This window comes from Rodentibacter ratti (assembly GCF_002000485.1).
GTDB lineage: Bacteria > Pseudomonadota > Gammaproteobacteria > Enterobacterales > Pasteurellaceae > Rodentibacter > Rodentibacter ratti.
The window spans coordinates 1-11,799 of sequence record NZ_MLAJ01000022.1; the positions used below are offsets into that span (position 1 = coordinate 1).

The 11,799-nt window shown below is 39.7% G+C and carries 11 protein-coding genes; 1 reads left to right on the plus strand and 10 read right to left on the minus strand.

The features are described from left to right. Positions 1-311: 311 nt before the first annotated feature. Complete coding sequence (locus BKG94_RS09820; protein ID WP_143538933.1) at positions 312-1,883, plus strand: YadA family autotransporter adhesin; 1,572 nt, start codon at positions 312-314, stop codon at positions 1,881-1,883. Between the two features lie 170 nt (positions 1,884-2,053). On the opposite strand, the gene BKG94_RS09825 is transcribed toward BKG94_RS09820, so the two are convergent. From BKG94_RS09825 to BKG94_RS09870, 10 genes are all read right to left on the minus strand, one after another. After that, on the minus strand, positions 2,054-3,295 hold the full coding sequence (locus tag BKG94_RS09825; RefSeq protein WP_077436650.1) for a tetratricopeptide repeat protein: 1,242 nt from the start codon (positions 3,293-3,295) through the stop codon (positions 2,054-2,056). A 240-nt stretch (positions 3,296-3,535) separates the two neighbouring features. Further along, complete coding sequence (gene fis, locus BKG94_RS09830; protein WP_018356238.1) at positions 3,536-3,835, minus strand: DNA-binding transcriptional regulator Fis; 300 nt, start codon at positions 3,833-3,835, stop codon at positions 3,536-3,538. After that, complete coding sequence (dusB, locus tag BKG94_RS09835; protein ID WP_077436652.1) at positions 3,829-4,809, minus strand: tRNA dihydrouridine synthase DusB; 981 nt, start codon at positions 4,807-4,809, stop codon at positions 3,829-3,831. Before dusB ends, fis begins: the two co-directional genes overlap by 7 nt. Before the next feature lie 149 nt (positions 4,810-4,958). Continuing rightward, entirely contained in the window at positions 4,959-5,846 is an 888-nt protein-coding gene (gene prmA, locus BKG94_RS09840; RefSeq protein WP_077436654.1) for a 50S ribosomal protein L11 methyltransferase, read from the minus strand. A gap of 41 nt (positions 5,847-5,887) precedes the next feature. Further along, positions 5,888-6,760, minus strand: coding sequence for a DMT family transporter (locus BKG94_RS09845; RefSeq protein ID WP_077436666.1), 873 nt, complete (start codon positions 6,758-6,760; stop codon positions 5,888-5,890). Between the two features lie 63 nt (positions 6,761-6,823). Continuing rightward, on the minus strand, positions 6,824-8,278 hold the full coding sequence (gene panF, locus BKG94_RS09850) for a sodium/pantothenate symporter (protein ID WP_077436656.1): 1,455 nt from the start codon (positions 8,276-8,278) through the stop codon (positions 6,824-6,826). After that, the gene (locus BKG94_RS09855) at positions 8,275-8,538 is read right to left on the minus strand and encodes a YhdT family protein (RefSeq protein ID WP_077436658.1); all 264 of its coding nucleotides are present in this window, start codon (positions 8,536-8,538) and stop codon (positions 8,275-8,277) included. The genes panF and BKG94_RS09855 overlap by 4 nt, the downstream gene beginning before the upstream one ends. A gap of 8 nt (positions 8,539-8,546) precedes the next feature. Further along, positions 8,547-9,983, minus strand: coding sequence for a surface lipoprotein assembly modifier (locus BKG94_RS09860; RefSeq protein ID WP_077436660.1), 1,437 nt, complete (start codon positions 9,981-9,983; stop codon positions 8,547-8,549). Positions 9,984-10,060: 77 nt separating this feature from the next. Further along, on the minus strand, positions 10,061-10,930 hold the full coding sequence (locus tag BKG94_RS09865) for a Slam-dependent surface lipoprotein (RefSeq protein ID WP_077436662.1): 870 nt from the start codon (positions 10,928-10,930) through the stop codon (positions 10,061-10,063). 178 nt (positions 10,931-11,108) lie between these two features. Continuing rightward, positions 11,109-11,799 (minus strand): Slam-dependent surface lipoprotein (locus BKG94_RS09870; protein WP_077436664.1); only part of this gene is annotated, 691 nt, incomplete at its 5' end.

Here is an 11,799-nt window from a genome sequence, read left to right on the forward strand (position 1 = left end):
ATGGTAAAGACGGTAAAGACGCAACTGCTTCTTGGAATGTTCAAGAAAATGGAGATGATAAAAACACCGTTGGAAACAATGAGAACGTAAGTTTTAACGACTCTTCTACCGTTAATGTTACCGTTACACCAAATGGTACAACGACAGATGTAACTTTTGATGTAAACACTGGCTCTTCAAAAGTTGAGGATGGAAAAGCCGCACCAAATACGACAACAACGTATGAGGATAACGATGGTAATCCATTAACTAAACAAGAAGACGGTAGCTACACAAATAAAAATGGTGATAAAGTTGATCCAAAAGATGTTGTGACCAAAGTCGGTGATGAAAATAAAGTCGCTACTGTAGGTGACATCACTAACACGATCAACAACACTGGTTGGACTACCAACAATGCTAAAGTGATCGATGCAAACGGTAATGTTGTCAAAGATGCCGATGGTAATGATGTGACTAAATCTGTTGTAGTGAACCCAGGTGATCAAGTGAATTATGTTGATGGCAAGGGATCTACAGCGAATATTACTGTTACCACTGACCCGGCAACAGGTAAAGATACTGTGAATGTTGCTTACGATGTGAATACTGGAAACATCACAAAAGCAGGCGATCAAGACGTGAAGGATGCGGCTGGTAATGTTATTACCAAAGCAGGTCAAGTCAGCGTTGCAAATGGCGAAGGTGACAAAGTGGCTACCGTGCAAAATGTAGCTGACGCGATCAACAGTGCTGGCTGGATCGTGAATACCGGTAGAGCAGATGATAAGAATATGTCATTTGAAACCGAAGCAGGTACAGCGAAGAAAGTTAGTGCCGGTGATAAAGTGAACTTCCAAGCAGGTAAAAACCTAGAAGTGAAACGTGATGGTGATAATATCATCTACACAACTTCTAAAGATGTAGAAGTTCAAACTATCGTTGTAACCGGTGAACCGGGTAAAGATGGTAAGCCAGGTAAAGATGCAACAGTTGTTGTTGGTCAAAAAGGTGAACCGGGTCAAAACGGTCAACCAGGCAAAGACGGTGTTGATGGCTCTATCGGTGTAAACGGTAAAGATGGTTCAGCTGTTGTGATCAATGGTAAAGACGGCTCTATCGGCTTAAATGGTAAAGACGGTGCAAACGGCTTAACGATTAAAGGCGAAAAAGGCTCAGTCGGTGTTGATGGTACTGATGGTAAGAACGGTAAAGACGGTATGACCCGTATCGTTTATACAGATGATAAAGGTACTAAACACGAAGTTGCTACCCGTGATGATGGCTTGAAATTTACCGGTAATGATAATGATACTGTAAACAACCATAAACTAAACTCTGTAGTAACAGTGAAAGGTGAAGGTGTAGATAAAGCAGCATCTAAATCATTCAAGTCAGCTTCAGGCAACATCAATGTCAAAGCAGATGGTCAAGGCTCGTTAGAAGTTCAACTTGCTAAAGATCTGAAAGGCATTAACAGCATCTCAAATGGTAAATCAAGCGTTACCTTGAACGAGAATGGCGGCACAACTATTAAAGGTGGTGATGTCAATGTTGATGGTAATAAGATCACAAATGTGAAAGCGGGTACTGAGCCGACAGATGCTGTGAATGTTAGTCAGTTGAGAAACAACATTACTAATGTGAACAACCGTATTAACAAAGTGAGCAAAGAGGCTCGTGGCGGTATTGCGGGTGCTAATGCGGCAGCAGGTCTTCCACAAGTTTACCTACCGGGTAAATCAATGGTTGCGGCTTCCGCGGGTACCTTCAAAGGCGAAAATGCCTTTGCTGTGGGTTACTCACGTGCAAGTGATAACGGTAAGCTTATCTTGAAACTTCAAGGTAATGCAAATAGCCAAGGTGATGTAGGTGGCTCCGTTGGTGTTGGTTACCAATGGTAATCTAACGTTTACCTAAACTAAGTTTAAAACCCAACTTCGGTCGGGTTTTTTATTGGGAGAAAATTAATAAATGATAAAAAATAGGGAGAAATTTGACCGCACTTACTATTAGAAAGGAAATTGATAAAAAGGGAATATTCAATAAGTGCGGTTAGAAATGAAAGAATGATTTATATTTTTTCAATATCAATCCTTGCTAGTCCTTTTTTGAAGGCATAAGCATAGCGCCGTGGGATATTATCTGTAATCTCTCCATTTTTTACGTTGGTTTGATAGCTACAAACTTTAAACTCAGGAACGATAATTGGAGAATAATCCGTATTTAGTACCGGTGAAATAGAAGAATATAGCGTCCATTTGATTTGTGTTCCTTCTTCATAATTAGTTTTAGCTATAAAACCGGCACTTCCTTCAGAAAAAGCAATTTGATATTCACTATTAAAAGGGAGCTCTGGAAAAGGTTTAGGATCGTAAAAATTAAAAAGCCGATCATGAGCCCAGAGATCTTGACGAATATAGCCCCATAATTCATCGGCTAAAAAATCTTGATCAGCAAAGTGAGCACTATCATAGCCTTTATTAATATAACTTTGGATTCTTTCTTCCATATTGGAAATTGAATTTGCTTTGGCTCCCCACATTCCGGCTAACACGAGGGCGGTGTGTGATCCCGAGTCCCGCATCGTGTGAAATGAGCGTCCACTTTTGATCCATTCTGTAACGGCAACGGATTCTCTAGGAGAAATGACGGAATCCGCATCACGAAAAATAACATATTCTGCCTCAGAATCATTGATTGCGAGGAAACGCCACATTGCTCCAGGCCATGTTTTTAAATGGGGTGCAATTTTAATAATTTCAGCGCCATTCTCTTTTAAACGTTGCACGGCGCTTTCCGGAACGGTCTCATCAATATAAAAGCGGCAGATCCAGCTTGGGAAAAGTGCGTGAGCAACTTGAACATTTAATACCGCTGTTTCTATATATTTTGAACGTTTTCCAAACAGTGAAAATGCAATCAATTTTTTACCGTTTTTAAGGGAGGATACTGTCGGCATTGGCTCGGTAGGTGTGGAGACTTTTGCATTACGTATTGTTAAGGCTTGGTGTCCGTAGTAGCCTGATTTTTCCCAATCACTCATTGCGCCATAGGCGTGAGCCAGTAAATCAAGTGTCGCCACATATTGGTTATCCAATGAAATAGCTTGTAAGCCGGCATCGATAGCGGCTTGCCATTTTTCTTGTTTTAAATAGATATAGGCGAGTTTATGTACATTCTCGACATCTTGGGGGGCAAGTAAACGAAGCATTTCCACATATCTTTTAGCTTCTTCATAATCTTCTTTGTTTATAAGATTAATATAGGTATTTGTTAATGCTTTAAGAGTGAGTTCATTAGAGGCGTTATTCATTTTTATTATTAATAGATTTTAACAGATCACTATTATAGCAGATGATATATTTTCTTTTTATTTTTGGCTAAAAAAGAATGAAACAAAATCGAAATTTTTTGACTTATATGCTTTTAGATTACGATATTATTAGTGGTACTGATTCTAATGAAAGAAACTTGGGCATATATAAATCGAATGTAATTAACAAAAAAGACGAACCAAAGTTCGTCTTTTTTGTTTTATTTAAAGTATTAGAAATTAACCCATACCGTATTTCTTCAATTTTTTGCGTAAAGTACCACGGTTGATGCCAAGCATATTGGCTGCACGGGTTTGGTTGCCGCGAGTATATTGCATAACCATATCTAACATTGGGTGTTCAACTTCCGCTAATACTAATTCGTAAAGATCATTCACATCTTGACCATCTAATTGTGATAAATAATTGCGCAATGCTTGTTTGACAGAATCACGTAATGGTTTATTGGTTACTTGTGATTGAGAGTTTAAAACTGAAACGGTTAATGCTTCAGATGGATTACGTTGTTGTTCTAACATTTTTCTTTATCCAAAATTGAATTTAAAAAATCCTCTAACACAATAAGCTGCTGTTTGGCATCACTAATTGTGTTAAAAGCCTGTCTAAAAACGGAATCGGGTTGAATTCCCTGTAAATACCACGCCACGTGCTTACGTGCAATGCGATAACCTTTTTGCTCGCCATAGAATTGATGTAATTCTTGAATATGGCGCAAAATTTGACCGCACTTTTCAGTTAAACTTGGCGTTTGTGTTATCGAATCGTGCTCTATTAAGTTATCTACAGACTGAAATAGCCATGGATTACCGAGTGCGGCACGACCGATCATAATTGCATCAGCACCTGTGTAATCAAGCACTGTTTTTGCTTTCGCTGCAGAATCAATATCGCCATTTGCAATTACAGGAATGGAAATAGCTTGTTTGACCGAGCGAATGTTGTCATATTCTGCTTTCCCTTCAAAAAGGCATTCTCGCGTTCGCCCATGAATAGTTAAAGCCTGAACACCGGATTGTTCAGCAATTTTGCCGATTTGTACACAATTTCGATTGGATTTATCCCAGCCTGTACGAATTTTTAAGGTAACCGGCACATCAACCGCATTGACCACTTCCCGTAGAATTTTTTCTACCAGTTCGGGAAATTGTAATAAAGCGGAACCTGCCAGTTTGCGATTAACCTTTTTGGCGGGGCATCCCATATTTATGTCAATAATGTCTGCACCATATTCCACATTTACGGCTGCAGCTTTTGCCATTTCCAACGGATCGGAGCCCGCAATTTGCACGGCATTAATTCCCAGATCATCGCTATGTGCCAAACGCAGTTTCGATTTTTCAGTATGCCAAACTTGTGGATTTGTGGACATCATTTCTGAAAAGGTCAAACCTGCACCATAATGAGCGCAAAGTCGGCGAAAAGGTTTATCGGTAATACCTGCCATAGGCGCGAGTAAAACACGGTTTTTTAATTGATATGAACCGATTTGCATTTTACTTCTACCACCTTTAAGCAAGCCTAAATCCTATTATTGTCGAATAGGGCAACAACCGACAAGGCGTGCTATGATACGCATTTTGCCCTAGTTTGCAAAGTGAAATTTGTTCAAAAAATACACTTTTTTTGATTGACAAAAAGAAATTAGCTGGTTTTTAGTTTGCCTGTAATGCGGCTCCATTCTTCACGTACCGCTACAGGATCTAAACTAAAGGTTTGTGCGTAGGTTTCGCATACGGATTGAGCCTGCGTTTCCAAAATGCCGGATAAACCGAGATCGCCATTTTCTTTTACGAGTTGGCTAATCACAGGATAAAGCTCTTTTAATGGACCGGCAAGAATATTGGCAACTACTACATCAGCTTTGAGAGCTGCTGGTTTTTCATCGGATAAGAATAACTGCAAGCGATCCGCTACGCCATTTTGTTCCGCATTATTACGGCTTGCGAGAATGGCTTGCGGATCAATATCAATGCCTACCGCACTTTTTGCACCGAGTTTTAATGCCGCGATAGCTAAAATGCCTGAGCCACAACCAAAATCAATCACAGTTTTGTCTTTTAAATCTAAGCTGTCCAGCCATTCTAAACAGAGTGCGGTTGTTGGATGAGTACCGGTACCGAATGCCAAACCGGGATCAAGCATTACATTGACGGCATTTTCATCGGGAATTTCACGCCAACTTGGACAAATCCATAAACGTTTGCCAAATTGCATTGGATGAAAATTATCCATCCATTCTCTTTCCCAATCTTTGTCTTCAATTTGCTCAACTTTGTAAGCGGTATTTTCATCTAAATGTTCAGCTTGTTTTAGCAAATTGATAATTTCTGCCATGTCGGTTTCCGCATCAAATAAAGCGATCACATCCGTATTACCCCAAAGACGGGTCTCACCCGGTAAAGGCTCGAAAATCGGTGTATCTTGGCTATCCATAAAAGTAACGGAAACGGCACCGATTTCTTCGAGAAAATCACTAATTTTTTCTGCTTTTTCATTTGTGCTATTTAGGCGAATTTGAATCCAAGCCATATATTTTTCCTTTGTTTGTCATTGGATGAACGTGGCGTGCATTATACCGATTTTTTCAAAAATTTCGGCAGTAACGTTGAACCAAGAGTAGCAAACATAATCAGTGTAATGCCAAGTGCGGTAGAAAATGAGAGCGTTTCACCAAGTAAAACGACAGCAAATAAAATGCCGAATAAAGGCTCAAGAGAAACCAAGATTCCCGAAAGATTGGCATCTACGCTGTTTAAACCCTTGTTCCACAGCCAATAGGCAAGCCAACTACAACCGATAGCGAGATAAAATAATCCGATGATGCCGTATCCATTCAAGTTTATTTCCCAACTTTCCGTCAGAATAAGCGTGAAAGGCAGTGTAGTAATCGTTCCTAATACAATGCTGACAGCTGTATAGGCTTGTGTGGATATTTTTGTCACTACGGCTCGTGTCCAACGTAATACGCTGGCAAACACGATGCCGGCACTAAGTACTAATAGGCAGCCGAATAAGCTAATTTCATTAATCCCCTCATTGTGTTGCCCACCATTAATCATCACGGCGACACCCAAGAAAGCAAGCGCACCAAATAACCAATGAAACCATTTGGCTTGGTCTTTGAAAAAGAAATGCCCGACAAACACCACAAGTAACGGTTCAAGCCCAATCATCGTAACTGCGCTAGAGGCAGAGGTGTATTTTAAGCCGATAAATTGTAATAAGAAGACCGCCGTATAGTTAAAAAAGGCAAGCCACCAAAGTTGTTTACGCATTGGCTTGTCAATTTTTTTCCAACGGCGTAAAAAGAGGGGAAAAACAAAAATCATCGCAATAATTAACCGCACTTGGACAACAAGCACGGGATCCATCATCGAATAAGTAAACTTGGCTGCGATGAGTGAGCTGCTCCAAAGCAGCAAGGCGATAATTTGATAGAGCATTATTTTTTGTTTATTTGTCGGGACACACACAGTGTGTCCCGACTACATAATACCAATTAATTCCTAAAGTGCGGTGATTTTTTCCGCTGTTTTTTCAATACGGAGCTCGCCCCATTTGTTTCCCACCAAGAATGCAATTAAACCGAATGTTAATGCCGGCACGATTTGATGGAATCCAAGCAGCTTAATACCGAGTTGGGTGAGTAAAATATAACTGCCTAAGCCAATGATCATCGAGCTTAATGCTCCATAAGCATTGGCTTTATCCCAATAAATCCCTAATACGATAACCCATAAAAAGGCGGCTTCTAATCCACCGAAGGCGAATAAATTGAGCCAAATAATCATCTCCGGCGGGTTGAGGGCGGCGAAGATTAAAAGTGCGGTCAGAATTAGAGTAATTATTGAAGAAAGATAGCTGATTTTTTTCTCATTTTTAACCGCATTCGGTTTGGCGGAAAGATATAAATCTTTGACAAAAATGGATGATGATTGAATCAGTTGTGCATCAATGGTGGACATAATCGCTGACATCGGGGCAGCTAAGAAAATGCCTGCCACAATAGGTGGAAGTACCTGTAACATGAGGGTTGGGATAACTTGATCTGCAATAGTTAAATCCGGAATAATTGCCCGCCCTAATGCACCGGCTAAATGCATACCAAACATAATTAAGGAAAGCACGATAGTGCCGATTAACATACCTCGATGTAGGGCTTTGCTATCTTTGAATGCCATTGCTCGCACCGCCGTGTGGGGCAATCCCACCACCCCAAAACAGACTAACACCCAAAAGGATGCCATAAATTGAAAACCGAGCATATCGTTAGGGCCGTATGGGCTGACCAATGCGGGGTCAATTTCTGTCAATTTATTGACCGCACTTTCCACACCACCAAGGGCATAGATGGTACCGCCAAGTAAAATAACCGTACCGATAATCATCACTGTCCCTTGGATGGTATCAGTCAGTACCACCGCACGGAAACCACCGATAAACGTATAAATACCCACGGTGAAGGCGAAAAGTAAAAGCGCCTGCGTATAAGATATCCCAATGGTCGTTTCAAGTAATCGTGCACCACCGATAAATTGTACGGTCATCGCAGCAAAGAAGGCGAGTAATAACGCAAGGCTTGAAAGCCAAACAAGATATTTGTTTTTGTAACGGTAAAGAAAAAGATCATTGATAGTGAGAGCGTTAGTTTCTCGTGAGATGAGGGCAAATTTTTTACCTAATACGCCCAAGGCAAGCCACACTGCCGGTACTTGGATCATGGCTAACAATACCCAACCCAGCCCATATTTATAGGCTGCACCGGGCCCGCCCACAAAGGAACTTGCACTGGCATAGGTGGAAGCTGTCGTCATGGCAAGGACAAAACCGGTCATCGAGCGATTGCCGACATAATACTCTGTTAAAAAATCCCCTTTGGTACGTTTCACGTAAGCATAAATAGCCGCGCCAAACACAAAGGCAAGATAGATGATTAAAGGAAGAATAATACCTAAATTCATTGTTTATCCCCTTTTTCATCTTTCTCTATTTCCAGTGAAATATCTTGGTAGATAATCTTAATGAGCCAATAACCTATCACAATAAATAGAATTGGCAAATAAATGCAAGAAAGCTCAAACCAAAGGGGAAACCCAATTGGACCTAAAGTCTCTTTCGGTAAGTAAGCACATAAACACCAACCAATCACGTATAAGATTGTAAGCCCTAATGCCCATCTTGCTTCCTTGGCAGCTTGTTTGTATCGTTGTGTGAGTGTCATTATATTCCTTAAAATGTTTTGCTCATTTCTAAATAAAGGCGGTTTTTATCATAACTATAAAAAGGGTGATTGCTTTTTATTTTTTGATAAGCCCACGTCAGTTTTGGTGTAATTCCCCAAAAATAGAAATCGCGATGCCATAAAGTTAGGGCTGTGAAATATTCATCATTTTTCTGGCGGATTTGGAAAAAATCAATATCTTTATAGGTTCGTCTTGCATAAGCAAGGGTTAAACGGGAAGAGATTCCCCACTGCCATTCTTGCCCCCAAGTTAGACGAATATTCTTGCGTTGGTAGGCGTTATCTCGATCTCTCGTATTTTCACGGTTGTAATCTATTCCAGCCAGCCAATATTGTCCGCTTTTGGGAACATAAAGCAAAGTGTTTGACCAAAGATAGTTATTGCCGTTTAAATGTTTACGCCAATCATAACGCTGTTCACCATATTCAAGTGCGGTCGAAATTTGCCATTTTTCATTTAACCAATAGTTTGTTTCTAATCGTACTCCGGAATTTTTTGAATATTGTTTTAATGAATTACTGCCCGATGAACCGCCGCCATACCAACGTTTTTCCATAAAGGGCGTGAGTGAGGTTTCAAAGCGTGCAGTTTGATAGCCTAAGCCTGTGCCCACACGAAGATTTAATTCATTATATTTTTTGTTATTCCAAAAATATCTGCCTTGCCCCTCAAATTGTAATTTTGTGAATATATTATTCGCCCAAGACCATTTTTTCTCGGTATTTAAATAGTAGGAAAAACCCTGCGCACTTTCTTTTTCCCAAGCATTCCAATTGCCAATTTTTGTGCCGGATTTAGGTGCATTATTGATGTTTGATTCATTTAGATAGCTCAATCCACCATTCACTTTCCATTGATCGCGTTTATTCAAGGTGGAAAGATATTGCTCGATAACTTGCACAGTTTCCGGTGAAACTTTTTCTGCACGGAGTTTTTGGAATTGATCTTTTGCTGCTTCATTATCATTATTTAGAAACAAGGCTTGCGCCAGCTGATAACGTAAGGCGATTATATGGGAATGCTGGCTAAATAAAGAACGATAACGCTCGACTGCAAGTGAAAAATTTCCTTGTTCACGTGCCATAATTGCTTCAGCCCACGAGAGCAAAGCTGGATCTTGCTGAGGAAGATTTTTGTAAAGTGGCAATAAGATTTCCACAGCTTCACCATCCCCCTGAAATACCGCTGGCACAAGCCCACGAACAATCAAATCAGGATATTGTTGAAGTTCTTCCTTACTCATTGATACGGTGGTTTCGTCTGATTTTGGGGTGATATTTTTTTCTTGCTGAGGTAAAGTAGGTTTTGCTACATTAATACGATCATTGAGTTTATCATTTTTGGATTGAGCAATCTCTGCTTGTGTATTAATCGCAAGTAATGAGAAAAATAACGTTGATAAAACGGTATTTGTCAGTTTCATAAAATAAGTTTCCTTAAATGAATAAAGCAAGCACGCTGGCTTGCTTTATCATTCTAAATCATAATTGAATGTAAGTGCTATTGTTTTGCAGCACCAAAGGCTGCGCCCCAAGAATTATCATTACCTTTCACCAATCCGCCTAATTCTTTCGCATTATTGCCGTAAAATTTACCTTCGGCAGTACCTTGAGCTACAAATGCATCGGATTTTGCTGTACCACTAAAACCATTACCGGAAATATTGGCATCAATGTTAACTTTTACATTTTTAATATCTAAAGAACCGGTCAGCTTTTTAGCGCCAAAGTCTGCTCTAAAGTTTGATGTACCTGTGAAATAATCCGCATCATCAGGAAGTTTATCACTATCAGCGGAAAGAATACTGTCGCCACGATAAGCTACAATACCTGAAGTCGGAATGGTTTTTGAAGGGTTACCATTATAAAAGAAGATATCGTTTTGACTTGCTTCTTGGCTGCCAATTGCACCAAAACGTACATCAGTGTATTTTCCGCAACAAACTTCTAATACGCCATTTAAATCAAAGCGTTCTCCATTATCTGATACACTATTCGAGTTAAGGGTTGTCCATCCACGGGAAGAAATGCCTCCATTTTTAAAACCAATGAAAAGCGTTTTTCCATCCACGTTAATTCTTGTCAAATTATCTTTTTGCGACTTTAAATCCACTTTTTTGACAGAAACATTATGATCAGCACCGCTAATCACAAGTGCTCCACCTGTGCTATCTGATGAAGATGGGGTAGAGGTTTGATTGTTGTTAGGCTTGTTATTTGTTGCTTGATTGGTTTGCGTATTATTTGCCGCATTATTATTTTGCGGTTGAGGGTTATCGCTACCGCTGCCACTGCTACCACAAGCTGAAATCATTAATGCGGCGAATGTTGTCAAACTCAATTTAATTAATGTATTTTTTGTGAATGTCATTAAATGCTCCTTATCGGTTAATAGTTGGGATTTAATCGGTAGTTAGTATAGCTTAATGAATAATTTTTGTTAAGTAGATAGCATACTAGATAGATTAAAAGGATTTCATGAGTTTTAAGTTTCTTGAAGATGAATAAAGCAAGCTCTGTAGCTTGCTTTATCATTCTATGTTTTTACGTTATTGTTTTGCAGCACCAAAAGCAGCACTCCAAGGAGAACTATTTTTGTCTTTTACTTGTGCAAGACCTGCCATTTCTTTGGCATTATCGCCGTAGAATTTACCCTCTACCTTACCATCCGGTAGCGTGGCTGATTCTGTGTTTCCTGCAAATGTGTTACCTTTAATTTGAGCATTAATTCCTACTGTCACAGATGAGGCATTATTGTCAGTTGGAATGTCGAGTGTACCCTTTAAGGTTTTATTGCCAAAATCAACATTAAAATTAGATTTGCCCTGGTAATAAGGAAGTTGGTCTAATCCACGTACATCTGCGGCTGCAATAATCGCATCACCTGAATAAGTGGCAGTGCCTGATGTTGGCATATTTTGCGTTGGATTACCGTTATAGAACAGATAGCTATTATAACCATCCAAAGAATAATTCACACCAAAACGTGTATCAGAATAACGACCACAACATACTTCAAACTGTATTCCCTTTTCTTTTACGCTCGTAGTCATCCAACCTTCAACATTTGCGCCTGGTAATCCAATAATAATGTCAACACCATCCACAGTGATAACGTTTGTGTTGTAACCATTTAATTTTTTTAATTCTTCAGAAAAACGATTATCTTTTCTTGTATTTGCTAATACCGCTCCTGTTTCAATCTTGTTTGAATTATCATCTGGCTGTGGCTGTGGCTGT

Coding starts and splice junctions, on each gene's coding strand:
- dusB (WP_077436652.1), bottom strand. CDS start 4,809: ATGCAAATCGGTTCATATCAATTAAAAAACCGTGTTTTACTCGCGCCT.
- BKG94_RS09825 (WP_077436650.1), bottom strand. CDS start 3,295: ATGAATAACGCCTCTAATGAACTCACTCTTAAAGCATTAACAAATACC.
- fis (WP_018356238.1), bottom strand. CDS start 3,835: ATGTTAGAACAACAACGTAATCCATCTGAAGCATTAACCGTTTCAGTT.
- BKG94_RS09860 (WP_077436660.1), bottom strand. CDS start 9,983: ATGAAACTGACAAATACCGTTTTATCAACGTTATTTTTCTCATTACTT.
- panF (WP_077436656.1), bottom strand. CDS start 8,278: ATGAATTTAGGTATTATTCTTCCTTTAATCATCTATCTTGCCTTTGTG.
- BKG94_RS09855 (WP_077436658.1), bottom strand. CDS start 8,538: ATGACACTCACACAACGATACAAACAAGCTGCCAAGGAAGCAAGATGG.
- prmA (WP_077436654.1), bottom strand. CDS start 5,846: ATGGCTTGGATTCAAATTCGCCTAAATAGCACAAATGAAAAAGCAGAA.
- BKG94_RS09865 (WP_077436662.1), bottom strand. CDS start 10,930: ATGACATTCACAAAAAATACATTAATTAAATTGAGTTTGACAACATTC.
- BKG94_RS09845 (WP_077436666.1), bottom strand. CDS start 6,760: ATGCTCTATCAAATTATCGCCTTGCTGCTTTGGAGCAGCTCACTCATC.